The 26,348-nt window shown below is 66.3% G+C and carries 25 protein-coding genes and 1 riboswitch; of the genes, 12 read left to right on the forward strand and 13 right to left on the reverse strand.

Annotation, left to right across the window (positions count from 1 at the left end; all coding sequences use genetic code 11):
- Nucleotides 1–49 precede the first annotated feature (49 nt).
- The 9 genes from ABEA50_RS11060 to ABEA50_RS11100 all read right to left on the reverse strand — a co-directional run bounded on the left by ABEA50_RS11060 (nucleotide 50) and on the right by ABEA50_RS11100 (nucleotide 8,402).
- On the reverse strand, nucleotides 50–247 hold the full coding sequence (locus tag ABEA50_RS11060) for a DUF397 domain-containing protein (protein WP_345495174.1): 198 nt from the start codon (nucleotides 245–247) through the stop codon (nucleotides 50–52).
- Between the two features lie 192 nt (nucleotides 248–439).
- Nucleotides 440–1,363, reverse strand: a complete 924-nt coding sequence (locus ABEA50_RS11065; protein ID WP_345495175.1) for an NADP-dependent oxidoreductase — start codon at nucleotides 1,361–1,363, stop codon at nucleotides 440–442.
- Between the two features lie 107 nt (nucleotides 1,364–1,470).
- Nucleotides 1,471–1,860 carry a MerR family transcriptional regulator gene (locus ABEA50_RS11070; protein WP_345495176.1) on the reverse strand — a complete coding sequence of 130 codons (390 nt, stop codon included), beginning with the start codon at nucleotides 1,858–1,860 and terminating at the stop codon, nucleotides 1,471–1,473.
- 189 nt (nucleotides 1,861–2,049) lie between these two features.
- The gene (locus ABEA50_RS11075; protein WP_345495177.1) at nucleotides 2,050–2,247 is read right to left on the reverse strand and encodes a hypothetical protein; all 198 of its coding nucleotides are present in this window, start codon (nucleotides 2,245–2,247) and stop codon (nucleotides 2,050–2,052) included.
- Nucleotides 2,248–2,707: 460 nt separating this feature from the next.
- Complete coding sequence (locus tag ABEA50_RS11080) at nucleotides 2,708–4,177, reverse strand: HNH endonuclease signature motif containing protein (RefSeq protein WP_345495179.1); 1,470 nt, start codon at nucleotides 4,175–4,177, stop codon at nucleotides 2,708–2,710.
- Nucleotides 4,178–4,707: 530 nt separating this feature from the next.
- The gene (locus ABEA50_RS11085; RefSeq protein ID WP_345495180.1) at nucleotides 4,708–5,235 is read right to left on the reverse strand and encodes a YbhB/YbcL family Raf kinase inhibitor-like protein; all 528 of its coding nucleotides are present in this window, start codon (nucleotides 5,233–5,235) and stop codon (nucleotides 4,708–4,710) included.
- A 20-nt stretch (nucleotides 5,236–5,255) separates the two neighbouring features.
- Complete coding sequence (locus ABEA50_RS11090) at nucleotides 5,256–6,617, reverse strand: M20/M25/M40 family metallo-hydrolase (RefSeq protein WP_345495181.1); 1,362 nt, start codon at nucleotides 6,615–6,617, stop codon at nucleotides 5,256–5,258.
- A 630-nt stretch (nucleotides 6,618–7,247) separates the two neighbouring features.
- Nucleotides 7,248–7,655 carry a VOC family protein gene (locus ABEA50_RS11095; protein ID WP_425577588.1) on the reverse strand — a complete coding sequence of 136 codons (408 nt, stop codon included), beginning with the start codon at nucleotides 7,653–7,655 and terminating at the stop codon, nucleotides 7,248–7,250.
- Between the two features lie 213 nt (nucleotides 7,656–7,868).
- A complete protein-coding gene (locus ABEA50_RS11100; RefSeq protein WP_345495183.1) occupies nucleotides 7,869–8,402 on the reverse strand; it encodes a DinB family protein in 534 nt (177 codons plus the stop codon).
- Nucleotides 8,403–8,509: 107 nt separating this feature from the next.
- On the opposite strand from ABEA50_RS11100, the gene ABEA50_RS11105 reads away from it, so the two are divergent.
- The 6 genes from ABEA50_RS11105 (at nucleotide 8,510) to ABEA50_RS11130 (ending at nucleotide 16,086) form a co-directional block, all read left to right on the forward strand.
- Nucleotides 8,510–9,463 carry a helix-turn-helix transcriptional regulator gene (locus ABEA50_RS11105; protein WP_345495184.1) on the forward strand — a complete coding sequence of 318 codons (954 nt, stop codon included), beginning with the start codon at nucleotides 8,510–8,512 and terminating at the stop codon, nucleotides 9,461–9,463.
- 73 nt (nucleotides 9,464–9,536) lie between these two features.
- A riboswitch (cobalamin riboswitch) is annotated at nucleotides 9,537–9,714 on the forward strand.
- 11 nt (nucleotides 9,715–9,725) lie between these two features.
- Entirely contained in the window at nucleotides 9,726–11,390 is a 1,665-nt protein-coding gene (locus tag ABEA50_RS11110) for an ABC transporter substrate-binding protein (RefSeq protein WP_345495185.1), read from the forward strand.
- Between the two features lie 11 nt (nucleotides 11,391–11,401).
- On the forward strand, nucleotides 11,402–12,343 hold the full coding sequence (locus ABEA50_RS11115; protein ID WP_345495186.1) for an ABC transporter permease: 942 nt from the start codon (nucleotides 11,402–11,404) through the stop codon (nucleotides 12,341–12,343).
- Nucleotides 12,340–13,194: an ABC transporter permease gene (locus ABEA50_RS11120; protein WP_345495187.1), complete on the forward strand. Its 855-nt coding sequence runs from the start codon at nucleotides 12,340–12,342 to the stop codon at nucleotides 13,192–13,194. The genes ABEA50_RS11115 and ABEA50_RS11120 overlap by 4 nt, the downstream gene beginning before the upstream one ends.
- Nucleotides 13,191–14,561, forward strand: a complete 1,371-nt coding sequence (locus ABEA50_RS11125; RefSeq protein WP_345495188.1) for an ABC transporter ATP-binding protein — start codon at nucleotides 13,191–13,193, stop codon at nucleotides 14,559–14,561. Before ABEA50_RS11120 ends, ABEA50_RS11125 begins: the two co-directional genes overlap by 4 nt.
- 166 nt (nucleotides 14,562–14,727) lie before the next feature.
- Nucleotides 14,728–16,086 carry a cryptochrome/photolyase family protein gene (locus ABEA50_RS11130; protein ID WP_345495189.1) on the forward strand — a complete coding sequence of 453 codons (1,359 nt, stop codon included), beginning with the start codon at nucleotides 14,728–14,730 and terminating at the stop codon, nucleotides 16,084–16,086.
- A 19-nt stretch (nucleotides 16,087–16,105) separates the two neighbouring features.
- On the opposite strand, the gene ABEA50_RS11135 is transcribed toward ABEA50_RS11130, so the two are convergent.
- Entirely contained in the window at nucleotides 16,106–16,705 is a 600-nt protein-coding gene (locus ABEA50_RS11135; RefSeq protein WP_425577589.1) for a Uma2 family endonuclease, read from the reverse strand.
- A gap of 390 nt (nucleotides 16,706–17,095) precedes the next feature.
- On the opposite strand from ABEA50_RS11135, the gene ABEA50_RS11140 reads away from it, so the two are divergent.
- From ABEA50_RS11140 to ABEA50_RS11155, 4 genes are read left to right on the forward strand one after another with little or no spacing between them, the layout of a single operon-like run.
- Nucleotides 17,096–18,868 (forward strand): hypothetical protein, encoded by a 1,773-nt coding sequence (locus ABEA50_RS11140; RefSeq protein ID WP_345496524.1) that lies wholly within the window; start codon nucleotides 17,096–17,098, stop codon nucleotides 18,866–18,868.
- Nucleotides 18,865–19,083 (forward strand): hypothetical protein, encoded by a 219-nt coding sequence (locus tag ABEA50_RS11145; RefSeq protein WP_345495192.1) that lies wholly within the window; start codon nucleotides 18,865–18,867, stop codon nucleotides 19,081–19,083. The genes ABEA50_RS11140 and ABEA50_RS11145 overlap by 4 nt, the downstream gene beginning before the upstream one ends.
- A complete protein-coding gene (locus ABEA50_RS11150; RefSeq protein WP_345495193.1) occupies nucleotides 19,083–19,478 on the forward strand; it encodes a hypothetical protein in 396 nt (131 codons plus the stop codon). Before ABEA50_RS11145 ends, ABEA50_RS11150 begins: the two co-directional genes overlap by 1 nt.
- Complete coding sequence (locus ABEA50_RS11155) at nucleotides 19,475–20,818, forward strand: hypothetical protein (protein ID WP_345495194.1); 1,344 nt, start codon at nucleotides 19,475–19,477, stop codon at nucleotides 20,816–20,818. Before ABEA50_RS11150 ends, ABEA50_RS11155 begins: the two co-directional genes overlap by 4 nt.
- On the opposite strand, the gene ABEA50_RS11160 is transcribed toward ABEA50_RS11155, so the two are convergent.
- The gene (locus ABEA50_RS11160; RefSeq protein WP_345496525.1) at nucleotides 20,815–22,113 is read right to left on the reverse strand and encodes a DoxX family protein; all 1,299 of its coding nucleotides are present in this window, start codon (nucleotides 22,111–22,113) and stop codon (nucleotides 20,815–20,817) included. The two genes, ABEA50_RS11155 and ABEA50_RS11160, sit on opposite strands and share 4 nt — an antisense overlap.
- Before the next feature lie 120 nt (nucleotides 22,114–22,233).
- Nucleotides 22,234–22,812 (reverse strand): M15 family metallopeptidase, encoded by a 579-nt coding sequence (locus ABEA50_RS11165; protein ID WP_345495196.1) that lies wholly within the window; start codon nucleotides 22,810–22,812, stop codon nucleotides 22,234–22,236.
- 89 nt (nucleotides 22,813–22,901) lie between these two features.
- Between ABEA50_RS11165 and ABEA50_RS11170 the strand changes: the two genes are divergently transcribed.
- Together ABEA50_RS11170 and ABEA50_RS11175 are read left to right on the forward strand one after the other, a co-directional pair.
- Nucleotides 22,902–23,576 (forward strand): response regulator transcription factor, encoded by a 675-nt coding sequence (locus ABEA50_RS11170; protein WP_345495198.1) that lies wholly within the window; start codon nucleotides 22,902–22,904, stop codon nucleotides 23,574–23,576.
- A 10-nt stretch (nucleotides 23,577–23,586) separates the two neighbouring features.
- Nucleotides 23,587–24,675 (forward strand): sensor histidine kinase, encoded by a 1,089-nt coding sequence (locus ABEA50_RS11175; protein WP_345495199.1) that lies wholly within the window; start codon nucleotides 23,587–23,589, stop codon nucleotides 24,673–24,675.
- Nucleotides 24,676–24,961: 286 nt separating this feature from the next.
- Here the strand turns inward: ABEA50_RS11175 and eno are convergent, their stop codons facing one another.
- Nucleotides 24,962–26,254, reverse strand: coding sequence for a phosphopyruvate hydratase (eno, locus tag ABEA50_RS11180; protein WP_345495200.1), 1,293 nt, complete (start codon nucleotides 26,252–26,254; stop codon nucleotides 24,962–24,964).
- Nucleotides 26,255–26,348: the final 94 nt, after the last annotated feature.

Raw genomic sequence — 26,348 nt, forward strand, 5'->3', positions numbered from 1 at the left:
AGCGCCCTCTCGCACACAGCAGGTTTCGGGCAACTCAGGTTTCGGGCAACTATGGGCGGTTGAGTTCGCCGCCGCATGATCCGCCGAGGAAGGCGTCCCACTCGCCGGCGGTGAACACGAGCGCGGGACCGGTCTTGGAGTCACGGACGCCGACGTGTCCGCCGTCGAGGTGGGCGACTTCGAGGTGGGCGACTTCGACGCACTGGCCGCCTGAATCACTGTTCGGACGCTGCGCCAGTTCCTCCACAGGGCTTCGGTAAGGTTCCGAGATCAGTTGGGCGGCACCACTGTTACCCGAGCACTGGCCGCCTGAATCACTGTTCGGACGCTGCGCCAGTTCCTCCACAGGGCTCGGTGAGGTCCCGAGATCAGTTGGGCGGCACCACTGTTACCCGATCTGCGGGCGCCCGCAGATCGGCGTCGGTCGGCCGGGCACTTCTCATGTCACCTTGATGACGACCTTGCCCGAGCTGTGACCGTCCTCGACGGTGGCGAGGGCGGTAGGGGCGTCGGAGAGCGGGTGGACCGCGGTGATGACGGGCGTGAGGACTCCGTCGAGGGCCAGTTGGGCGGCCCGCTCCAGGTTCTCGCGGTCGAGGCGACGCTCGACGACACGTCCACCCAGATCGGGCACCGACATGTCACCGACGGCGATGACGTTCCGAGGATCCCGGACCAGCGCAGCGACCGTCCGTAGTGAGGCGCCGCCGACCAGGTCGACGATCCCGTCGAAGCCGTCCGGAACCAGCTCGCGTGCCGCGGCGACGACATCCTCGGCGGCGTAGTCGATGAACCGCACCCCGATGGCCTCGGCGTGCTCGCGTTTGGCGGTGCTCCCGGTGCCGATCACCCGCAGCTCGCGTCCGATGGCCAATCGGGCCACGGCGAGGCCGACCCCGCCACCGACCCCGTTCACCAGGACCGTGGCACCAGCAGGAAGGTCGAGCTGGTCGAGCGCATCCACCGCGGTCGTCCCGGCCACCGGCAGTGTTGCCGCCACGGTCGCGGACAGGCCCACCGGGATACGCGCGGTGTTCGGTGCGGACAGCACCGTCGTCTCGGCGTAAGTGCCGCCACCGGTGAAGGCGAAGCCGAAGACCGCGTCACCGACCTCGAGGCCGTCGACGTCCTCGCCCAGGGCGAGAACGGTTCCGGCCGCCTCCATGCCCAGCACACGAGGAAACGGCCGCCCGCCGTCGAGTCCGGGGACCAGACCCGAACGCAGCATGTGGTCGAGGGGATTCACGCCCGCGACCTCGACCCGAATCAGCACTTCACCGCGTCCGGGGGTCGGATCGGAACGATCGAAGAACTCCTGCACCTCGGGTCCGCCATACCTGCCGAAACCCCACGCCTGACCCATCTTCTGCCGCCTCTCGGATGACCGATCCCGGTGGTTCCGGGCTCTGTAGCCATCCTCACCCCTCACATCGGTGTCAGGGGCAACCTACTGAGGTGCAGGTCACAGCATCAGGCCGACCGCGCCACCTGGTCCATGGACAGCTCCGCCCGATGCCGACTGTTGGCCCCGATCAGCACGTCGAGCGCAGCCCTGGTCTCGATCAGGTGCGCGATATCGGCATCGATTCGGTCGCGCTCGCGCGTCATCGCCGTGAACGTCTCCTCGGCGACATCGAGGTCATCCGGGATATCCACACACGGCAGCACCGTGGCGATCACCCGGCTGGACATGCCCGCGTCGAACAGTTGTCGGATGAGCGATACGCGCTGGACCTGGGCGTCGGAATAGTGACGCTGCCCGGTGTCGGAGCGTGAGCTGGCGAGCAGGCCCTGCTCTTCGTAGTACCGCAGTGAGCGCGGGCTCACGCCCGTGCGCTTGGACAGTTCGCCGATCCGCATATTGAAAGATTACGCCCGCGCGCGCCGGGTTCGGATCGCCAGGCGACAGTAGCGACACGGGCTCGGATCGTGTGGTGGCGATCCCGGACTGTCGTGGTGAGCACGGGTTCCAACTACGTTCGTCCAGTAGGCTTTTCGCCGTCGGCCTCGCGTTCGACGTGTTCAGTCGGTGCCCGAGCTGGCGTGTAGTCAGGACTGAGCAAAGGGCTTGGCCAACAGTTGCCGTGTTGCCACTGCCAGTCGCTCGGCGTCCGTGGGGTCGAGGGTGGCGAGCGTGAGCGGCAGACTCTTTCCACGAGCGATCGCCGTCAATGGGGCGTCGGGTGGGCTGTCGATGAACTCGTGGATCGGGCCGACGGATCGTTCGGCGGTGTGCGCCCCGAGCATATCGCTGGCGGGTTTCCTGATCAGCGTCGCCGAAACATTGCGAGCGGTCTGTGCCGGTGTGGTTCGTGTGCCGGTGTGGTTCGTGTGTCGATGTGGTTCGTGTCGATGTGGTCGGCCGGGAAGATCAGGGCGGCCGTCCCCCTGCACTGGATACCGGGCTCGACAAAGAGCGCGACGTGGGCTAGCGGTGTAATTCCCACCGGCTCAAACAGTTTCGTGGCCTGGCGACCCGATACGCCACCCACATTTCCTACCTCCAGGCTGACGTTCAAGTCGTCAATCGACTACTCAGGAGTTATGTGCGGCGGCGTGAATCGGTCAGCCGCCGTTGTGCCGCGCTGACGTCTCGGATATTCATCCTCGCAGCGATCCTATTGTGGCTGCGAGGATTTAACGGACAGAACCACGTTGCGGGCGCGCGGTATCGCCCCACGAGACGTGGGTGTCAGCCGCGCCGATTTCATGCTGCGGGCGGCGGGTGGTGTTCGTGTAGCCATTCTTGATACCGGCTTTCGCGGTGACGATGGATATTGGCGAGTGCGGCGGCGAGGAGTTCTCTGGCGTGGTGGCGGTGATTGACCATGGGGGTGGCGGTCGGGTCGATGTGTGGGGGTGCGATCCACCCTGTGCGGCCAGCGAACTCGGAATCTTGGCCCATCACCACGGTTTTCCAACCGCCTTCACCCTCGTGAATCAGCGCGTGGCAGGCGTCGCAGGCGAGGGTTTCGTTGGTGATGTCGGTGCGACCGCCTTTGGCGTACTCATGCACGTGGTGGGTGGCGCACAGGCTGGCGGGTGCGTCGCAGCCGGGACGCGAGCAGCCGCGCACGGAGGCGATCAACGCCAGCCGCTGATCGTGCGTCGCCAGGCGCTTGGCTCGTCCGAGATGCAGTGCCGCACCACCGTGATCGAACACCAGCAAATACGGCTGGGAGACTTGGGCGAGTTCGAGTGCTTCGCTGATCGGGACGGTGCCGCCGGTGGCGGTGGTGGCGACACCCGAAGCGGTCTCGACGTCGTGCACGCTCATCGTCAAGATGGTCGACACCGGGACACCCCGGTGGGAACCCCATTCAGCACCAAGGGTATTCGGTCGCAGAATCGCGAGGAAGGCGTCGTGGGTGCGTTGCGCGGCGCTGCGTCGATCCCTGCGCGCGGCGGCACTCAGTTCGTCACGCCCGATACGCGCACCGGACACAGGACTGTCGGGGTCGTCCGGGTTGCACATTCCGGGTCGAGCGAATTTCGCGATCAAGGGCTCGAGCAGTGCCCGCAGCGTGGGTGTGATCTCGCCGCTGATCGGTGACATGCCGTCGGGGCGTTGACGACCGATGCTGATACCACGTCTCCGTTGGCGGTCGTAATCGTCGGTCAACCGTCCGTCGGGGTCCAGGTGCGCCAGGATCGCACGACCGACCTCCGGGATGTCATCGGGTGATCCGGTGCGCGCGAAGTCGGCGAGAATTTCCTCCGCTGCCCGCACCTCGTCATGCGGTGTGAGCCGCGGAATACGCTTCATCACCGCGGCGATCCCACGTGCGTGGTCGGTCGAGATCTCACCCGCCCCCAATGCCGCCGCAGTGCATGCCAATTCAGGCTCGCGAGTACTGCCATCGACGGCGTGCCAACTCCCCAACGATCGCGCCGCCGCCACCCGCGCACCCGCGTCGATATGTGACAGTCGCAGGGTCTGCACCAACAGCTTCTTCAGCGTCCCCACGCCCACCTGGTCGGGAATCCCCCGATCGGACGCCTCGACCATCGTCGCGACGCTCACCGAGGTGAGTATCCGTGTCGCGGACTCGATGTCACGCAACAACTCCAGGGTCTGCGAATCCGACAAGTCTGTGTGACCACGGTCCCGCAGCCGGGTGACAGCATGCAACAACTCAGCGCCTACACGGCTCGATGTGCTGAATTGTTCCCCCATGCCCACATATTATCCACTGCTATAACGACACGCCAGGGCCGATTTTATTGAAAAACGCCGTGTCTCAGATGTTCTCGATCGGATCAATTTTGCCCGAACAAGATTTCGCTGTGATAGAGCTGTGATTGGCGCCAGCTGCTGTCGCTCGAGCGCGGCGCTCAGCCCGGAGCGGCCATTGCGCGGGTTCCCTGGTGTGCGTACGAAACCGCCCCGGACTCAGGGCAGTGCTGCTCATGACTATGGCGGCGGCGCCCAGCCCCGGAGCAACCGTTGAGCGGTATCCCTGGTGCGGGATACATACGGAAACCACCCCGGACGCTATGAGCCGCCAGGGCGGCCGTTCACATCGCTCCTTTGTACTGGGGAAACGTGTTGGTTCGTCACGCAAGCGGGGTGACTCGGCGTCGAGGCGAAAATACCCCCGGATGGACTGTCGTTCGGTCCATTCGGGGGTACTCGTTCGGTGTTGATCGCGCCGGGATACGAAAAGGCTTATGCCCCTGGAGTTTACGTACCGGAGATTTTCGCGGTTACTTCTGCTCGTAGGTGCCGATCAGCGTCGCGCGGCCGATGGCGTGGGAGAACAGGTTGAAACCGAGGAATGCGGGGGTTGCGCTGGCGTCGATGCCGAGGCTCGGCACGTCGACCGCGTGCACCACGACGTAGTAATGGTGCGGGCCGTGGCCGGGGGGCGGGCCCGCGCCGACGAAACCGGGGAAACCGGCGTCGTTGCGTAGGGTGACGGCACCGGAGGGCAGTGTGCCGCCGTCGCTACCGGCACCGGAGGCCAGCTCGGTGGTCGAGACCGGGATGTCGGCGACGACCCAGTGCCAGAAACCCGACGCCGTGGGTGCGTCCGGGTCGTAGACGGTGACCGCGAAACTCTGTGTGCCCTCGGGGAATCCGGACCACGACAGTTGCGGCGAGACGTCCTTGCCGCCCGCGCCGAGCTTTCCGCTGACCTGATCGTTGTGCAGCGGCTGCCCGTCGGTGACATCGGTGGAGGTGAGCGTGAACGACGGCAACTGCGGCAGTGCGGAGTAGGGGTTGAAGGTCATGAGGTCCTTTCTCGGTCGATTCAGCTGTGCAACAGGAAGTGTTCCAGCACCTCGGTGCCGAATTCGAGGGCATCGACCGGGACTCGCTCGTCGACACCGTGGAACAGTGCCGAGAAGTCCAGGTCCGGCGGCAGCCGCAGCGGCGCGAAGCCGAAGCAGCGAATACCCAAGCGGGCGAACGCCTTCGCGTCCGTGCCACCCGAAAGCATGTAGGGCACCGTTCTACCCTGTGGGTCGTGGGCGAGGATGGCGTCGTTCATCGCGTCGACCAGGTGGCCGTCGAAGGTCGTCTCATAGGAATCCAACGCGGTGATCCATTCGCGTTCCACGTCGGGGCCGATCAACTCGTCGACCTCCCGTTCGAACTGCGCGCGGCGGCCGGGCACCACCCGGCAGTCGACCACCGCTTCCGCGGTCTGCGGGATGACGTTGGCCTTGTATCCGGCTTGCAGCATCGTCGGATTCGCGGTGTCGCGCAAGGTCGCACCGATGATCCGGGAGATCGTGCCGAGCTTGGCGAGTTGGCCTTCGATGTCGGGGCTGTCGGGGTCGAAGGTCAGTCCGGTTTCCTCGGCGACGGCGGTGAGGAATTCGTTCACCGAATCCGAAAGCACCAGGGGGAAAGTGTGTTTGCCCAGCCGCGCGACCGCGTCGGCGAGGATGGTGACGGCGTTGTCCTCGTGCAGGAACGAACCGTGTCCCGCCCTGGCCTTGGCGCGCAACCGCATCCAGCCGAGGCCCTTCTCGGCGGTCTCCACCAGATACAGCCTGCTTTCGGTGCCGTCGGGGCGGTCGACCGTCAAGGAAAACCCGCCGACCTCACCCACCGCCTCGGTGATCCCCTCGAAAAGGTCGGGACGGTGGTCGGCCAACCACTGTGAACCCCACTTGCCGCCGTTCTCCTCGTCGGCGAGGAACGCGAACACCAGGTCACGCGGTGGCACCGTGCCTTCGCGCTTGAACTGGCGTGCCACCGCCAGCGTCATTCCGACCATGTCCTTCATGTCGATCGCGCCGCGACCCCACACGTAGCCGTCCTGCACGGCACCGGAGAACGGGTGCACGCTCCAGTCGGCGGCCTCGGCGGGCACTACGTCCAGGTGGCCGTGCATCATCAACGCGCCCCGGCTGGAATCGGCACCTTTGAGCCTGGCGAAGACGTTCGCGCGTCCCGGCTGCCCGGATTCCACGTATTCGGTTTCGTAGCCGACTTCCTGCAATTGCTCGATCACCCATCGCGCACACTCCTGCTCACCTTTGGTGGTGGTCAGGTCGCCGGTGTTGGAGGTGTCGAAGCGGATCAGCTTGCTGACCAACTCCACGACTTCGCCCACGGCGCGTACGTTCTGTTTCGGATCTGATGCTTCACCAGTTGCGGACACGTCCCCTTTCCTACCACCCTGCACGGCAGCCGCCCGCCGACGGCGCCCCCACCGGGCGGGTGCGCGAGCGAGAACACCACGGTCCGGGGTTGGCCTCACGTTGATCGCAATCGCCCGGCCCGGTCTCGTTCCTGTGTCGGGATAGGAAAACGCGTCCTGCTCACGCACTGACGCCAAGTACCCGACTCGAAAGTGCGTACTTGTGGCAACACTGGCTTCCCAGCAGGGTCGAAGCAGACCGGGTCGGGATCGCGAGATTTCTTTCGATGACCGAAATGACATGGCGGAGAACAACACTCGACTGCCATTTCTCGGACCAGGTACGATGGAGCAGGCTACGGCCGCCACCGTGCTCCACCGACGATTCGCGGTCACCGTCCGGAATCGCACACCGGGCAAGGACATCGATCTCCGCGCCGCAGGGGCCGGGAGCGCGTCGAGCGCCTCATTGGATCTTGTCGCGCCGATCAAGACCACTACGGCACCGCCAGATCGCTCGCCGACGGGAACGCCGAACTCGGCGTCGAGCGCACCGTCGAGGATATCCTCGGGCGCCGCGAGTACGTCGGTGCTTCGAGGCGGCCCGGCCCGTGCTACGCCGGGGACGGGGTCCGGCGCAGCACCGAGTCGTCAGGTCAGGTCAGGATAGCCCTCGTAGCGGGCGGTGAGCGCTTCTAGATGGTGACCTGCCGGGTCGTCGAAATACACGCCTCGCCCGCCATGGTTGGTGTTGATCTCACCCGGCCCCATCAGCTGCGGACCGGCCCAGTACGGGATACCTCGCGCACGGACTTGTTCCATGATGTGGTCGAACGTGTCGTCGTTGACCAGGAATGCCAGATGCTGGCCGGGGAAATCGATCGGCGGCACGGCGAAATCGAGCACCCGCCCGTCGGTCAAATACACCGCGACGAAGTGTCCCGCTTCCAGCGGTTCGGGCAGGCCGAAGATCTCGGCGAAGAATCGTGCGGACTCATGTTTGTCGCGCGCGGCGATGATGGTGTGGTCGAAACGTACATCCACCTGTGGATGTGGCATAGGAAACTCCTTCCTCCATGGGGTTTTTGATCTGATTTCACTCATGGAGGGGGCGGGCCTCGGGCCCGCCCGACGATCAAGGAGCAGCCGGGAACCCGTCTCGCTCACGGCTGATAGCCGACCCGGCAGTCACGCGGGCGACATTAGCACCTTGTCTCGGGGAGCTCGACCCACGACCACCACCGGCGCCGCCGGTAGGCAAGCCGGCTGCGCTCAGCCCATGCTCTTCTGACCGTCGATCGCCTCGCGAATGATGTCGGCGTGGCCCGCGTGCTGGGCGGTTTCGGCAATGATGTGGATGAGCACGCGGCGGGTCGACCTGCTCGTTTCTTGGAACCACGGTGCCTTCGGCAGTGGCCACCGGCTGTTCAGATCGATAGTCGCGACGAGGGCATTGGTCTCGGCCGCCACCTCGTCGTAGGCCGCGACGACCTCTGCGAGCGTTTCACCGGGCAGCAGCTTGAACTCGTCGACCCGCTTCTGGAAATCCGCTTCGGTCATGTCATCGAAGTCCTTCATGCCCGAATTGTCACCACGGATGATGCCGACCCAGTTGCGTTCGACCTCGGTGACGTGCTTGATCAGGCCAGCCACACACAACTCGCTGACGGTGGTGCGCGCCGCGGACTGCTCGTCGGTGAGGTTCTGGGCAGTGTGCCGCAGGAAGAAGCGTGCCTGGTTCAACTCGGCGAGCAGGTCGTCACGTTCGGTCGAGGTGGTCGGGTCGACGGGCGTTGTCGAGGTCATGGTCAGCCTTTCGAACTGGGGATTCAATGGTCGGTTCGTGCGTCGATGGCTACGCTATGACCTATTGCGGTCACTTTCTGTCCGCAATAGCGGGAAGACTGGAAAATATGGCGAACACCAGCGTCAGGACACTGCGACTGCTGTCCTTGCTACAGACACACAAGTACTGGCCGGGCATCGAACTGGCCGATCGGCTAGAGGTTTCGGGGCGAACCCTGCGGCGCGATGTCGAGCGGTTGCGCGAACTCGGATACCCGGTGCAGGCGCATCGGGGTGTCGACGGCGGCTACCAGCTCACGCCGGGTGCCGCGCTGCCGCCCTTGATGATCGACGACGAGGAAGCGGTAGCGCTGGTCGTCGGCATGCAGGCGGCCGTGCACGGGACCGTTGAGGGGCTCGCGGAACCCTCGGTTCGGGTGCTGGCCAAGGTGATTCAGGTGCTGCCCCCGCGCCTGCGTCAACGCGTCGACGCCTTGCGCACGATGACCGTGCCCGCGGCGTGGAGCGCACCGGACGGCCGGGGTACGGATCCGGTCGCGCTCACCACCGTCGCCACCGCGTGCCGCGACAATGAGCGTCTTCGATTCGATTACACCGCCGTGGGCGGTCGGCGAACGCAGCGCCACACCGAGCCGCATCGCCTTGTCGCACTGGGTCGCCGGTGGTATCTCGTCGCCTACGACCTCGACCGGCACGGCTGGCGCAGTTTCCGGTTGGACCGGCTCGTCGACCCGTCGGGCGACGGTTCTCGGTTCCGTCCGCGCGAACTTCCCGCCGCCGATGCCGCCGAATTCGTCCGTGCCGGAATGGATCAGGCGCGCCGGCCCCACCGGATCGAGGTGGTGGTCCGTGCGCCCGCGCAGTATGTGCGCGAGCGCATCGGCCGCTGGTGCACCGTGGAGACCATCGATCTGCGCCACTGCCGAGTCCTGATGAGCGCCGACTCCATGGAATGGCCGATCATGGGCCTCGGCACGTTGAACGCGGAATTCGACGTGATCGAGCCGGAGGCACTGCGCGACGAGCTCCGGGCCTGGGGCGCCCGCTTCGCCCGCGTCTGAACGACGTCGCGTGCTCGAACGGGCCCGGCGGCGATCGTTCCGGCATGGCATGCGCGCCTCGGGCAGCAAACCGACGAGACGGCTGATGCTAAGTTCCTTGCGCAGGGAACACCGGTGCGAATCCGGGGCTGTCCCGCAACTGTGACCGAGTAGCAAACCTTCATCCGATGGCCACGACCTGCCTGGGTTGGAAGGCCGAAGGCGAGTGTTGATCCGGGAGCCAGGACACCTGCTCCGCAGTTCAGGATCGAATTTCACGAGGATGAAGATGCGAGTGTTCACTCGCCGCGCTCGGCGTCACGCCGTGCGGCTACCCGACCATGCCCGCGATGTCCTACCGCGTCGGCGTTCCACCCGTGCCGTCATCTCGGCCGCACTGCTCGCTGTCGCGATGGTGTTGCCCGCCTGCGGGGCCGGTGATACCCCGACAGACGCGGCGGCCGCCGCGCACCGATTACGCGAGTCCGGTGACGGCACGCTGACGATCTACAACTCCTACAAGATCGCCGGGCTCGACCCGATCGGCACCGGAACGAACTGGCTGTTCGACTGGGGCGTGGCGGAGAATCTGTTGCAGGTCGCCGAGGACGGCACGGTCCAACCCTGGCTGGCCCGCGACGTCTCCCGCGACGGCGACACCCGCTGGGTGGTGACCTTGCGCGACGGTGTCACCTTCCAAAACGGCGCGCCCGTCGACGCTCCCGCTGTCGCCGCCGCGCTCACCAGGCAGATCGCACGGTCCTCGGCGGCACAGGTGTATTTGGATCCCGCCACCACCGCGACCGTCGAAGGCGGAAAGGTCGTGCTGACCACGCCGCGACCCAACGCCATGGTGCCCGCGGCGCTGGCAGCTCGCGACAACTCCTTGCAGATCTACGATGTCGCGGCGATGGCGGCCGCGGGCGGTGATTCGGCGAAGATCGTCGGCGCCGGTGCTTACTCGGGGCCCTACGAGATCACCGAATGGTCGCCCGACAATCTGGTTTTGGCTCCCTATCCGCGGCATTGGGAGGGCCCACCGCCGCTGCGGGGCGTCACCGTGCGGGTGGTCCCCGACGAGCAGGCGCGCCTGGCCGGCGTGCGCAGCGGCGAGGCCGATATGGCGTTCTATCCGTCGACCTCGGCGCAGCTCGAACTCCAGGGTGACTCCGACACGCACGTGTTGTCGTCGCCGGAGGCGTTGCAGTCGCTGTTGGTGGAGATGAACGCCAAGGCGGGGATTTTCACGGATGTCGCGGTGCGCAAGGCCTTCGCCGCCGCCATCGACTACGAGGCCGTCGCCGCCGATGTCGGCAACGGCCAATTCGAGGCGGCCACCGGGCTCTATCCGCAGAACATGCCGTTCGCCGTTGCCGATCAGGTGCACGACCTCGATGCGGCCCAACGGCTGCTCGACGATGCGGGTTGGCGGACCGGACCCGACGGAATCCGGCAGAAGGACGGACGGAAACTGGTGGTGCGCTTCGTTACCCAGGCGCAGGGCCCGGAGACCAATGATGTGGCGATCGCGATTCAGGATCAGGTCGCCAAGGCCGGATTCGCGTTGCGCATCGACAATGCCGAGGACTCCGCCGAGGTGAAGAAGGACCCGACGGCGTGGGAATCGTCGGTGGCGCTCAGTGGTTCGCTCTCGGGCACCGCCGATCCCGTCCAGCCGTACCTGGTGCGGTGGACCACCGGTGGTTCGTCCAATGCGCAAGGTGTCGCGAATGCCGAGATCGATGACATCGGCCGACAACTGCGTGGTGAATTCGATCCAGGGCGCCGCGATCAGCTACTGGAGCGCGCGCAGCGAATTCTGGTGGCCGAGCAGGCCTATGTTGTCGCGGGCACCTTCAAATACTTCACGGTGGTGACCGGGCCGGAGTGGGCCGATTACACCGTGTCGAACGTGCGACGCCACATCACCAGCCGCACCGGCGCCTGACGGCGGCACCGATGCGTGTTCTCACCCTGGCACGGCACAGGGTGTTCGAGGCCCTTGTCACCCTGTTCGGCGCCAGCGTGCTCATCTGGGCGTTGATGCCGCTGGCTCCCGGTGATCCGGCGCGGATGATTCTTGTCGCCCAAGGCATTCCCGAGCCGACTCCGGCGCAGATCAGTGCGCTGCGGCAGCGTTTGCACCTCGATCACGGGTTGATCGAGCGGTACGCGCACTGGTTGTGGGGTGTGCTGCGCGGCGACTTCGGCCTGTCGTTCGCCTCTGGTCGCCCGGTCGCCGACGAGCTCGGCGCGCGCCTGCCCGCCTCGCTGACCCTCGCGGCGGTTTCGTTGGTACTCGCCGTGGTCGTCGCGGTGGCATTGGGTGTCGCCGCCGCACAGTTTCCCGGTCGCTGGCCCGATCACGGAACGCGCGGGCTGGCATTGGTTTTCGCGTCGGTGCCCGGGTTCGTGGTGGCGCTGCTGTTGATTCAGGTGGTGGTCGTCGGCCTCGGTGTCGGCAAGGCCGCGCTGGACGGCACATGGCAGCAGGTGTGGCTGCCCGCGGTCTGTGTCGCGGTCGGTCTGTCCGATACGTGGTCGCGATTGCTGCGCGCCGACCTGCTCGCCTTCATGGAAACACCTGCCGCACAGACCCTTCGGGCGCGCGGTGCGACCAGGTGGCGCATCCTGTGGCGACACGGGCTCGTCAACAGCGCGGTCCCTTCGTTGCACGCGCTCGCGGTCGGGGTCGCGGTGCTCATCGGCGGCGCCACGGTCGTCGAGACCGTGTTCACGTGGCCGGGCCTCGGCGCGTATGTGGTGGAGTCGGTGAAGAATCGGGATCTGCCGGTGATCCAAGCGTTCACGGTTTTCGCGGCGTTGTGTTACGTGGTCACGAGTGTGGCGGCGGACGTGCTGTCGTCGGTGATCGACCGCAGGATCAGGGTGGGCACATGACCGCGTTGCGAACCGGCGCGATATCCGTGCGTGCCGAATGGGTGCGGCTGCCGGGGACCGTGCGCGCCGCCACGGTGGTACTCGGGATACTCGTGCTGCTGGCGGTCTTCGGGCCCGTGCTGGCCGGGTACGCACCGAATACCCCGCACTACGCGGACAAATTGTCGGCACCGAGCGCCGAATACTGGCTCGGCACCGACCAATACGGCCGCGACCAATTCGCCAGGCTGATGTACGGGCTGCGGTTGTCGATGCTGTCGGCGTTGCTGGTTTTGCTGGGGTCGGCGACGATCAGCCTGGTCGCCGGTCTGGGCTGCGGCATCTACGGCGGTCTCTTCGATCGGATCCTCACCAGGATGATCGATATCGTCCTGGCCGTTCCCTCGCTGGTGCTCGCTTTGGCCGTAGTCGGAGCATTCGGGCCGGGGTATGTGAATCTGCTGGTGGCATTGGTGTTCTCGGGATGGGCCGCGGATGCGCGGATCGCGCGGGCGCTGACACTCGAAGCGCGCACCCGCCCCTCCGTGGTGGCGGCCGTGGTCGCCGGCGTGCGCCGACCGGCCATCGGATTTCGCCACCTGCTGCCCGCGGTGCTGCGACCGTTCCTGGTGGTCACGACCCTGCGGCTCGGGGGCATCGTGGTGGCACTCGCGGGACTGTCGTTCCTCGGGCTCGGTGTGCAGATGCCGGAGGCCGAACTCGGCGCCATGCTCGGTGACGCGCGCCGATTCCTCACCGCCGCACCGTGGTTGCTGATCGCGCCGTCGGTCGCGATTCTGACATTGGCCGCGGCCGCCAACCTGCTCGCCGAAGGGATGCGTGGCCGTGGACCGGAGGTGATCCAGCGATGAGCGAGCCGATCATCGATATCCGGGGCCTCACGGTGTCTTACGCGTCGGTCACGGTGTTGCATGCCGTCGACCTGAGCGTTCACCGTGGCGAGACGGTCGCCATCGTCGGCCCCAGCGGCAGCGGTAAAACCACCCTGCTGCGCGCCGTACTCGGCATCCTGGACCCGCCAGCCGAGGTTACGGGCACGATCCGAATCGAAGGCTCCGACCTGGTTTCACGCTCCGAGCGTGACTTCCGCGCACTGCGCGGCACTCTGCTCGGCTATGTCGGTCAAGACCCGTTCACGAGCATGGACCCGCTCATGACGGTCGGCACGAATATCGCGCAGGGCTGGCGGATCAAGCATGAGCGGGTCCCACACGGCCGCATCGTCGACGACCTCACCGCCTTCGACATCAGCCGTCCCGCCGAACGCGTCCGGCAACGTCCCTTCACCTGGTCCGGCGGCATGCTGCAACGCGCCTCGGTGACGACCGCGCGCGCCCTGCGACCGCCGGTGATCCTGGCCGACGAACCGACGCACGCGCTCGACGAACCGAACGCGCACCGGGTGCTCGCGGCGCTCACCGAGGGCGCGGCGGCACTGTTGATCGTCAGCCATGATCGGGAACTGGTCGATCGGTACGCCGACCGGGTATATCGCGTCGAAGGCGGCACGCTGATCGAGGCACCGCCGACACGGTCGGCACCCACCGCGCCGCCCGCACCGCGCGAACGAAAAGCGTTGCCCGCGAAGCCGATACTCACTGCGAAAGGCGTGGTCAAGCGGTATCCCACCGGCGCGGGCCTGCCCCCGACGACGCTGGAGGTGCGACGCGGCGAGATCGTGGCGATCACCGGAGCTTCGGGGGCGGGTAAGAGCACGCTGCTGCGCTTGCTCGCCGGAATCGAATCGCCCGACGCCGGTTCCTTGTCCTGGGACGGTCGGGGCGGGCCACCCCCACCCGGCGCCGTGGGCATCGTGTTCCAGGACGCTCTCGGCAGTCTCGCGCCGCACCGCCCGATCTACCGCAGTGTCACCGAACCTCTTGTCCCCCGCTTGCGTGACCGGATGTCGCGCACCGATGCGCTCGCACTCGCCCGCACCGCACTCCACCGTGTGGGACTCGGCGATCTCGACCCCACCCGTCGTCCCGCTCAGCTGTCCGGCGGGCAGGCGCAACGGGTGGCGATCGCCCGCGCACTGGTTGGTGACGTGCGCCTACTGCTGGCCGATGAGCCAACCGCCGCCCTCGATGCGGCCAGCGCCGCCCAGGTGCTCGAGCTCTTGTCTGCGCTCGCCGACGACGGCACCGCCGTCGTGCTTGTGTCACACGCTCGCAGGACCGTGGAACAGATCGCCGACACCGTGGTCGAAATCCCATGACTCAACGAATCATCCGGTGCCCGCCGCATTGATCAATCGGCGGCCCAAGCGTTTTCCACCGTGATCTTGGGCGCCGTCGGCCAGCGTCCGCGTCCATCGATGGCGCATCGGTTAGCGTCGCCCGCGAGGCAAGCGCACAGGTAACGGACGAAAGGCTCGGTGGCGTATGGCGGTGGCGTTGGCGTTGTTCACTCGTGACCTGCGTGTGCGTGACAACCCGGTGCTGGTGGCCGCCAGCCGAGCGGAGGAGGTGCTCCCGGTATTCGTGGTGGACGACGCCATCCGTTCGACCGCGTACCTGAGCGCGAACAAGGCGGCGTTCCTGATTGCCGCGCTGGCCGACCTGGACGAGGGACTGCGGCGCGCGGGCGGCGAACTGGTGCTGCGCGGCGGCGACACCGTGGACGAAGTGTGTCGGCTGGTGCGCCGGTACTCGGTCGAGCAGGTGCATATCGCCGAGGATGTGAGCGCCTTCAGCCATCGTCGCGAGGAGCGGCTGCGTACTCGGCTGGCCGAGTTGGGGTGTGGTCTCGAAGTACACGCGGGCAGTGTCACCGTGGTCGCGCCGGGCCGAATCACGCCGAGCGGCGGTAACGACCATTTCGCCGTCTTCACCCCGTACCACCGCCGCTGGGCGCGGGTTCGCGCGCGTGCGCCGCTGGCCGTGCCGCGCGGTCTTCGACTTCCCCGCGGTGTCGCTGGCGAAAAGGTGCCGTCCGCTTCGGATCTCGCGCCCGGCGCCGTGTCGCCGCAGCTGGCGCCGGGCGGTGAATCGGCGGCACGCCGCACGGCACGAACCTGGTTCACCGACGGTATCGAGGCCTACGCCGACCTGCACGACGACCTTGCCGCCGACGCCACCTCCCACCTGTCGCCCTACCTGCATTTCGGTTGTGTGTCGGCCACCGAGCTGGTGCACCGTTCGGATCTGTCGACAACCGGTGGCGCGGCCTTCGTGCGGCAGCTGGCCTGGCGCGACTTCCATCACCAAATGCTGGCGGTGCGTCCGGCGATCACCCACCGTGATTACCGACCGCGCCACGACAGGTGGGCCGACGACGAGGCGTTGCTGTCGGCTTGGCGCGAGGGCCGCACCGGATACCCGATCGTCGATGCGGGAATGCGGCAACTGGCCGCGCAAGGGTGGATGCACAACCGCGCCAGGTTGATCACCGCCAGTTTCCTGACCAAGACCCTCTACCTGGATTGGCGCCACGGCGCGAAACATTTCCTCGACCTACTCGCCGACGGCGACATGGCCAACAACCAACTCAACTGGCAGTGGGTCGCGGGTACCGGCGCCGACACCAGACCCAACCGGGTCCTCAACCCGATCAGGCAAGCGCGACGTTACGACCCCGACGGCGATTACGTGCGCCGCTGGGTCCCCGAACTCGCTCACCTGCACGGCCTCGATCTCCACGAACCATGGCGGCTACCCTCGGACGCGGCGGGCTATCCGGCCCGAATCGTCGACCACGAACAATCCGCACGTCGGTTCGTCGCGTACCGACGGGGCGAATAGACGAGTTCACGTGGCGGGACTACGGCTGTTCCAGTACCTCGAACGGGATGGTGGCCTCGACCGGTTCATCGAGCAACAGGACACGCCGGTGCACGGTATCCGCGCGGTAGCGGCGACCCGACCAGTCGAGGCGGTATTCCTCGATCTCCTCGATGCGTTCTTCCTTCTGATCCATCCGCACGATCAAATACCGGGGAATGCCCGCCGTAGCGTATTGAATTCGCTTGTCGTTGATGTCGACGTCGATCGTCGAATCCGAGGTGACCTCGACGACAAGCAGGATGTGCTCACGCACGGAGTTGACGTCGTAGGGTTCGCAGTCTCGAATCCAGATGTCGGGGTAGCGGATGTTCAATCGCCGGTCCCCGGCAGCGGAGTCCGCGTCTTGGAACCGTGCTGCCACTTCGGAATCCACCACCATGCACGGCCCGCCGTCATGTCGAGCTGCCCCGAGCAGTCCCGCTAAACGTCGGACTACGCGACTGTGCATCGGCTTTTGAGCCATGAGTCGGACGACGCGACCATCGACGATCTCGAGGTCACCGAGTTCGGCTGTGGCACCCTCGGCGAATTCCTCGGCTGTTACACGCAGTGCACGCTGCTCGTCGTGGGCGCTCACGCCAGACATCATCGCAGCCCAGGTCGAACTTCACCATCGACCGCTGCGGGCTTGGCACGTCGTTGCCGGCCGGGCGCGTGCCGTGTGGTTGCTCGGTCGTCTCCCGCCGGGCTTGGTGAACGCGGGCCATTGTGCCGCCGATGTGTCGAATCTTGCCGCCGCACATGCCGTCTGAACTGCTGGTTTGTGACGGTATATCGCCAGCAGGGCACCTTTTTGGAGAATTGTCCGGTATCGACGATCTGCACGTTTCTCCACTGCTGATTTGTGCTACTTTCCGTAACACTTACCAACCGTAATGGAGGTCCAGTGCTCGACGGTGTGCACACAGAGTGGTCGGCCGCGCCGGGTGGCGAGGGTGGCGGAGCCGCGTTGGACCAGGTGGCCGCCATGTCCGGGGCCGCGGGTCTGGTCGCGCTCGGGTTGCTGTGGGTGGGGTATCTGCATCGCACCCGGCGCATCACGTGGTTGCAGCGGGTCGCGGATCGGGTGGGTGAGGTGTTCAACCGGCCGGGGTGGGTCGCCCTGCCGCTCGCGCTGTTCATCGCCACGATCCTCACCGCGCTGCTCGGCTTCATCTGGGATGTCAGCCTGCACGCGGGCAACGGTCGTGATCCCGGGCCGCTGGCGAATCCGGCGCACTACTTCATTCTCGTAGGACTGTTCTTCCTGTTCACCGCGGGGATGACGGCGATAGTCCTGCCGCTCGACGAAAAGCCCGGCGTCGCGTCCGTGCGCATCACCCGCACCTGGTACGCGCCCGTCGGCGGAATCCTGCTCGCCGGTGCCGGTCTCTACGCGCTGATCGGCTTTCCGCTCGATGACATCTGGCACCGCATCTTCGGTCAAGACGTCACCCTGTGGGGGCCGACGCACCTGATGCTCATCGGCGGCGCGGGCTTCTCGCTGGTCGGCGTGCTGCTGCTGGAATTCGAGGGCAGGAACAACCGCCCCGACCCCGACCGTCCCGGCGGCCGCCTGATGTGGCTGGTGCGGATCTTCGCTTTCGGTGGGTTGCTGATCGGATTGTCGGTATTCCAGGTGGAATTCGACTTCGGCGTGGAACAGTTCCGTCTGGTCTTGCAGCCGATGCTGATCGCGGCCGCCGCCGCGGTGGCCTTGGTCGCCGCACGCGCGACCCTCGGTCCGTTCAGTGCGTTGGTGGCCGTGGTCTTCGCCGCCGTCATCCGCACGGTGGTGGCGTGGCTGGTCGGCGGGCCCATTATCGACGCGCCACGTAATGTCTTCCCGCTCTACCTCGGTGCCGCCGTGGTGGTGGAACTGCTCGCTCTGCTGCCCCTGGCTCGCCGCCGCCCCGTCTGGTGGGGTGCGCTCAGCGGATTCGGTATCGCCACCGTGGGTTTGTGGCTGGAATCGCTGTGGATCAGTGCGATGTTCGTCGACCCGTGGCCGAGCGCGATGTGGCCGGAATTGCTGGCGATGGCCGTGCCCATCGGCATCGCGGGCGGTGTGATCGGCGCCTTGCTGGCCTTGGTGCTGCGCGGCGAGCCGTTGCCCAGTCCGCCCGTGCGGCGTGCGTTGGTGATCGCCGCCGTGCTGATCGCCGGAGCGACCACGGCCAACGGTCTGCACATCGACGTTCCCGAGCATGCCGAAGCCGCGGTCCAACTGCGCGACAGCACGACGTCGCCGAACGGCCGAATGGTGTTGGCCGAGATCCACATCACGCCTACCGATCTGCTGAGTTCCGATCCCGAGTGGGTGCAGATCCTGTCCTGGCAGGGCGGGATCGGCGGCAACAGCCCCGGTCGCGGCCTGGTCGTCGACCAGCTCCGGCAGGTGGCCTACGGCCACTATGCGTCGACGAAACCGATACCGGCATACGGAAGTTGGAAATCCGTGCTGCGCATCCAGGACGGGCGCACGCAGGCCGCGCTACCGATCTTCATGGCGGCAGACCCCGGCATCGGCGCCGAGGAGATCCCCGCGCTCGACTCGTTCACCCGGCCGTTCGCCTCCGAAGTGACCGTGCTGCAACGGGAACGGTCGTTCGAGCACCCGGCGTGGTTGTTCAGCGTGGCCTCGTTGGTGGTGCTGGTGTGCAGCCTGCTGCTCGTCGCGGCCCTGTCGTGGGGGGCGGCTCGGATCAACAACCGCTACCCACACTCGACCCGAGCACCGGAACCGGTCGCCACCGAATGACCGTGCGCACCGACAACGTCGATGTGCTCGCGGATCATTCGATCCTGCTGGCGATCCCGGCATTCTTTCCCGCGGTACTGCTCGCCGGTGTCGTCCTGTTCATCGCCCTGCGCGACCGCCGCCAGGGCGATGAAGACGACGACGAAGACACCGGCGACACCGCCCCGAAACCCGACAACGATGCTTCGGCATCCGACAGCGACAAGGACGATTGATGGCACCCCTATGGCACCGCTGCGCGCTGGCTCTCCTCGGTGGACTCCTCGTGGCAGGGTGCGCAGCCGCCGATCCCGAACACACAGCCGAACCCGGTAATTCGGTCACCGCGCCGGACGCTCCCGCCGCCCTCGTCGTCGAGGTGCGGATCGCCGGTGGCCAGGTCACTCCCGCCGACCAGCGGTTCGACGCGAAAGTCGGCCAGCCGGTCGAGATCGTGGTCGACAGCGACGCCGAGGACGAACTGCACGTGCACGCCGCACCACAACACACCTTCGCGGTGACTCCCGGTGCGGGACAACGGTTCCGGTTCAGCGTCGACGTGCCGGGCCGGGTCGAGGTCGAACTGCATCACGCCGATCGCACGGTGGTGACGCTGCTCGTGCGCGCATGACGATCCTCGCCCACGGTATCGGCGGCGCCTCCGACCTGCCGATACCTTTGACCTACGCGCTCATCGGCGCGGCATGGGCGCTGACGTTCTCCTTCGGGATCCTGGTATTCGCCTGGCGTGAGCCACGACTGAACCCGCGGTCCCCCGGTTTCGCACTGCCCCCGGCGTTTCGCGCCGTCGTCGACGCGCCGCTCGCGCGGGTGTTCCTCGCGGCGGTCAGCCTTGTCGGCACTGCTCTCGTCTTGGCGATAGCGCTTCTCGGGCAGCGCGATTCGGCGCTCAGTCCGGTCCCCGGCGTGCTCTATATCTTCTTGTGGGTCGGTGTTCCCGTCGTCTCACTCGTGCTCGGCCCCGTGTGGCAGGTGATATCCGCGCCGCGTGCGATCCACCGTGCGCTCTGCGCCGTGCTCGGTCGACCGCTGGATCGAGGTGTGGTTCGCTATCCCGAATCGTGGGGGCAGTGGCCCGCGGCGGTCGGATTGTTCACCTTCGTCTGGCTCGAGCTCGCCTATTCGGAGCCGAGTTCGCTTGCGGCGGTGACGACGTGGCTGATCGGATATCTCGCCGTGACCACGGTCGGATTGATCGTGTGCGGCACCGCGTGGGCGGAGAACGCCGACCCGCTCGAGGTGTACAGCAGCCTGCTCGGCAGGTCGAGCGCACTCGGGCGCCGCGACACCGGCGAACTCGTCCTGCGGTCCCCGCTGGCCAACCTCGCGGGCACCCCGGTTCGTCTCGGCGGGGTCGCGGTGGCCGCCACCCTGCTGGGTTCCACCGCGTTCGACAGCTTCTCCAGCTTTCCCTTCTGGCGCGCACTGCTCGCCGACGCGGGCAGTGGATCAGGAGGCTCCTCGATTCTGCCGACCTTGATACGCACACTCGGCCTGCTCGGCTTCATCGTGTTCGTCGGCGGAATATTCGTGCTCGCCGCCCGCGCCACCGGCGGTCTCACTCCTCTCGACCGCAAGCTGATACCAGGCCGACTCGCCCACAGCCTCACCCCGATCATCGCGGGATACATTGTGGCCCACTACCTCACGTTCCTGGTCGAGAAAGGTCAGGCGACGGTGATCCTGTTCGCCGACCCCTTCGACCAGGGCTGGGACCTCGCCGGACTCGCCGACCGCGACGTCGCCTACCTCCTGTCGACCCATCCCGCGTTGCTCGGCACGATCAAGGTGCTCGCGGTGCTGCTCGGCCACATCGTCGGCGTCGCCCTCGCGCACGACCGCTGCCTGCGCCTACTCCCCCGCGCCCACCGACTCAGCGGCCAACTGGCCTTGATGCTCACCATGGTCGGCTTCACCTTCACCGGGCTGTACCTGCTGTTCGAGGCCTAGCGAAAGTACGGATAGTCCTGCACCCAATGAAATCCCCGGTTACGCAGGGTGAAACTGTCGAGATCGACACGTTCCAGGGTGATCGTGATCGGGTGGCCACGCAGACTTCCGTGGAGTACGAGCTGGTCCGGGTTCGGTTGCTCGGCAGACAGTCGCGCGAAGGGTGGCGCCGCGTCGGCCGTTCTGCCGCTCGGGTCGGCGGTGGTGGTGAGTTCGAACTCTCCGTTGGCGCGGAACTCGGCATGCGCTGGCACCAGTTCGCCGTTCATGCGTTGATACGTCGCCGCACCGGGATCATCGAAAACAAGCCGTTGCCAACGAGTCTCGTCGGTGATCAGCGGTGGAACCGACGCCCCGTCGAGGGCGAAATCCTGAACATCCCAGATGCCGTACAGCTCGGATTTGGGGCTGTCGGGGCCGTACTGCCGCTGCCAGACATCCCACCGGTCGTAGCCGTTCACGACGACCCAGAGGCACAAAAGCAGCTGTGCCACGAGCGCGATGCGGTTGCGGCGGCGGTCGGCGAACAACGCGGGTGGCCGCAGCGGTTCGCACGCACGTTGGCGCGCGAAGACATCGAACAGTCGCCGCGCATACGGTGCGAGCAGCACCATGCTCATCGCCAGCAGATGCAGCGCGAGCAGCTTCTCCGGAATATCGAACGCCATGTTGGTGAGCAGGACTTGCGCCATGCTCGCCAGGCTCACCGCGGAACCCAGCACCGCGGTCCTCGGTACGAACAACAGCAGCCCGGCGACCACCTCGACTGCGCCGAGCGCCATTTCGTACGGAAAAGAACTACCCACCTGCAACCACAGCACCGAGGCCGGGCTCAGGTGACCGTACGGCTCCAACAGCTGTGCCAGCGTGGGGCCCGGCATTTGGGTGGGAATCAGCTTCGCGAACCCGAACGACAACATCTGCCCGCCCAGACACACCCGGAGCAACAGCGTGAACCAGGCCAACAGCCGAGGATAGGCACCACGACGATCGACGGCCGTCCACACGGCGACAACCGCTGCCGACACCACCAGCAGACAGCAGGCCAGCACCCACATGGCCGCCTGGTCCCCGGCCCCGGAGTCGGTGTGCAGCACCGCGTCGACCCCGAAAAACGTGCGGCCCACCCAGGTGGTGACGGGATTCGTCAGGGGTGTCCCCCACGGTCCCGCATACCGGCCGAGCACACCGAGCAGTGCGAGCGGAATCGGCGTGTAGAGCAGGCAGAGCAGGGTGAAGTAGAGGAAAGAGAATCGAAACGCGATCCGCGTCAGCGGATGCCAATGGGGTCGCACGGTGAGCGCAGGTGCGTCCGATTCGACTCGCCGGATATGCTTTCCATGAATTACCAAGGTATTGCTCCTCTTTCATGAGCGGACGCTCACGGATACCAGATCCCGGTGCGCGGCCACGCACTATTGCTGTCGCATCCTCGGATCCTCGGTGGGGTCGGCATACGGTGGCGGACAGCCGTAATCTTCAGCACCGGGGCGCAATTCGAAATGCCACGGTTCGTTGACGTAGATCTGACACAGGCCGTAAGCAGCGCCGTGCGCGGACAACCACGCCGTGGCTTCGGTAGGACCGATATCCACCGCGTTACCCGTCACGTGCGCGGACGTATCGGCGGCGGCCACCCATCGCGCGGCTTCCTGCTCAGAGCCGTACTTCGCGACCGCCTCGCGCAGCAGCTGGGTCTGGTACTCGGCCGAGCGCCAGCCACTGTTGACGACGATCCGCACCCCGTCCCCCACCGCATCCGCGGCCGCTTGCCTTAGGGCACTGCGCAATTCGGGGTCGAGATCGGCCACGGTCGGCGCGTCGTCATCGAAGACCGACACCCCGTCGGAAGATCGTTCGGTCAAGAAGGACAGGGATGTCAACGCCGGCAAGGCGAGAACTCCGGCAAGCGCCGCGCCGCCGACGACAACGGCGGCCAGAACGCTCGATCGGATACCGTGGGACGCGGTTCGTGCTGGTTGGCTGTGCATCATGCCTTCAGTCAAGGCAGTGTGGCGTTGCCAGCACGTATGCGATTTTCGATACGCCGACGATATGTCCCGGCTGGGAGAATCGAGCACCTATGCGCGTGTTGATCGTTGAGGACGAACCCTATTTGGCCGAGGCCATCCGCGATGGATTGCGTCTGGCCGCGATCGCCGCCGACATCGCCGGTGACGGCGATACCGCCATGGAACTCTTGAGCATCAACACCTACGACATCGCTGTCCTCGACCGCGACATTCCAGGGCCCTCCGGCGACGAGATCGCGGAACACATCGTCGCCGCCGGCAGCGGTATGCCGATCATGATGCTCACCGCCGCCGACCGCCTCGACGACAAGGCGACCGGATTCGGCCTCGGCGCCGACGACTACCTCACCAAGCCTTTCGAATTGCGAGAACTCGTGCTCCGGCTCCGCGCGCTCGACCGGCGACGCGCCCACAGCAGGCCGCCGGTGCGGGAGATCGCGGGGCTGCGTGTGGACCCGTTTCGCCGCGAGGTGTACCGCGACGGCCGCTACATCGCGCTCACCAGGAAACAGTTCGCCGTGCTCGAAGTGCTCGTGGCGGCCGAGGGTGGTGTCGTCAGTGCCGAGGACCTGCTCGAACGGGCGTGGGACGAGAACGCCGATCCGTTCACGAACGCTGTGCGCATCACCGTCTCGGCGTTGCGTAAACGGCTCGGCGAACCCTGGATCATCGCGACCGTCGCCGGTACCGGGTACCGGATCGACGCGGGCGTCCGCCGTGGGTAGGCAGCCGGGATTGAGTGTTCGCCTCAAACTCACCCTCAGCTACGCGGGTTTCCTGATGCTCGCTGGCACCTTGCTGCTCGCGGCCGTCATGATCTTCTACCTGTACTTCTTGCCCGCCGGTTGGATCGACACCAACGGCAACTTCTGGATCGACCGCAAACTGCTGCTGCGCACCTTCGCGCCGTTCATGGCCCTTGTGCTGGCGTTTCTCCTGATATTCGGCCTCCTGGGGGGATGGATTCTCGCGGGGCGCATGCTCGCTCCGCTGACCCGCATCACCGATTCCACCCGCATGGCCGCGAATGGGTCACTCTCCCACCGGATTCGACTCCCCGGCCGCAGCGATGAATTCCGCGAACTCGCCGACGCCTTCGACACCATGCTCGCCCGCCTCGAAACGCACGTCGCCGAACAACAGCGCTTCGCGGCCAACGCCGCACACGAACTGCGCACTCCGCTGGCGATCACGCAAACCCTGCTCGACGTGGCACGCAAGGATGCCCAGCACGATCCCCGAGAACTGGCCGATCGTCTGCACACCGTCAATACCCGCGCGATCGACCTCACCGAAGCGTTGCTGCTCCTCAGCCGAGCCGACCGAGGGTCATTCGCCCGAGAACCCGTCGATCTCTCGTTACTCGCGGAGGAGGCCACCGAAACACTGCTTTTCCTCGCCGAAGAACACGGCGTCACGCTGGAAACCTCGGGCAGACCAGCACCGACCAGCGGCTCGCACGCCCTCCTCCTACAGCTGACGACGAACCTCGTGCACAACGCGATCGTGCACAACCTGCCACGACAGGGCATCGTGTGGACCACGACCGACGCCTACCCCGGCACCGTCGTGCTCACCGTGGAGAACACCGGCGAATACCTCACGCCGCAACTGGTTTCCACGCTGGTCGAACCGTTCCAGCGCGGCACCGAACGCGTCCGCACCCACCACTCCGGCGTCGGCCTCGGCCTGGCCATCGTCGACAGCATCACCCGCGCGCACGGTGGAATACTGACCCTCACCCCACGTCCCGGCGGCGGGCTGCTCAGCACCGTCCGGCTCCCCGTGACAGGAGCGGACGGGCACCTACGCGGTCCTCACTGATCGTCGACTTTCCCTGCGCGGAACGCGATCGCCGCGGCCGCGAGCAACTCACCGGGTGCGCGACCGGCGAGTGCGACCTCGCCATCCATCGTTGCGGCAGACACCGCGAGACCGCTTCCGAGAACATGCTCGACGCGTGGGCCAAACAGTACGGCCCGGAAAGACACCGGTGGCCCACAAGAGACTCACCACTGAGCTCGCGCGGCGGGAGGCCAGGCGTTGCGGCAATCGAATGCTGTGCGACCGGGAAGCTGTCGCCCCGTAGTCCGTCGGCGAGTCTTCGTGATCAGTTCGGGGCGTTGTGACCGGCGAGGGTCGAAGCACCCGCGTAGATCGCCTGTGCGCCGAGTTCGGTTTCGATGCGCAGGAGTTGGTTGTACTTCGCGGTGCGGTCCGACCGCGACAGCGAACCGGTTTTGATCTGGCCCGCCCCGAGGGCGACGGCGAGGTCGGCGATGCTGGTGTCCTCGGTCTCACCGGAGCGGTGCGAAACGATCGTGGCGTATGCGGCCCTGCGTGCGATGTCGGCGGTGTCGAAAGTCTCGGTGAGCGTGCCGATTTGGTTGATCTTCATGAGGATCGAGTTTCCGAGGCCGTCGCGGATGCCTTCGGTCAGTAGCGCTGGGTTGGTGCAGAACACGTCGTCGCCGACGAGTTGGCAGCGTTCGCCGATGACGGTGGTGAGTTGCGCCCAACCCGCGTAATCGTCCTGGGCGATGGGGTCTTCCAAGGACACGATCGGGTACGCGTCCAGCAGTCTCACCAGGTAGTCGATGTGTTCATCGACGGTCATCACCGTGTCGTCCGCGCGATAGTGGTAGGCGCCGTCGGTGTAGAACTCCGAGGCGGCGGGGTCGAGCATGATGACGATGTCCACGCCGGGTCGGTAGCCCGCCGACTCGATCGCCGCCACAATGTAATCCAGGGCCTGCTCCGCGGAACGCAAGTCGGGGGCGAACCCGCCCTCGTCGCCGACGTTGGTGTATTCACCGACAGCGGCCAGGTCGGCCTTCAGCGTGTGAAAGACCTCCGCGCCGATGCGCACCGACTCTCGGAAGGTGGCTGCTCCGATCGGCGCGATCATGAATTCCTGGAAATCGAGCAGGTTGTCCGCGTGCGCACCGCCGTTGATGATGTTGAACATCGGCAACGGCAACAGCCGAGCGGCCGCTCCACCGAGATAGCGGTAGAGCGGGGTCCGGTGGGATGCGGCGGCCGCCTTGGCGACGGCGAGCGAAACCCCCAGCGTGGCGTTCGCACCCAACCCCGCCTTGTTCGCGGTGCCGTCCAAGCTGATCATGGCGTGGTCGATCGCCGCCTGATCCTCGGCATCCTTGCCGACCACGACCGCCGCGATCTCGGCGTTCACACGCGCCACCGCGGTGAGCACACCGCGGCCGTGGAAGCGAGACCGGTCGCCGTCACGCAGTTCGACGGCCTCACGGGTACCCGTCGACGCACCCGAAGGCACGCTGGCCCGCCCCGTGGAGCCGTCTTCCAGTTCTACGGCGACCTCGACGGTGGGATTGCCTCGGCTGTCGAGGATTTCGTGTCCGACTACCGCCTGAATGCGTGTCATCAACCATGCCCTTCTGTCCTGAATATCGGGGTGCCCCGATGGCATGACAAGTGTCTTGGGCGTGCCCCTGGACGCGGTAGAGCCGGTTTCCTCG

Origin of the sequence: Nocardia callitridis, from assembly GCF_039543305.1 — a bacterium.
Taxonomy (GTDB): Bacteria; Actinomycetota; Actinomycetes; order Mycobacteriales; family Mycobacteriaceae; genus Nocardia; species Nocardia callitridis.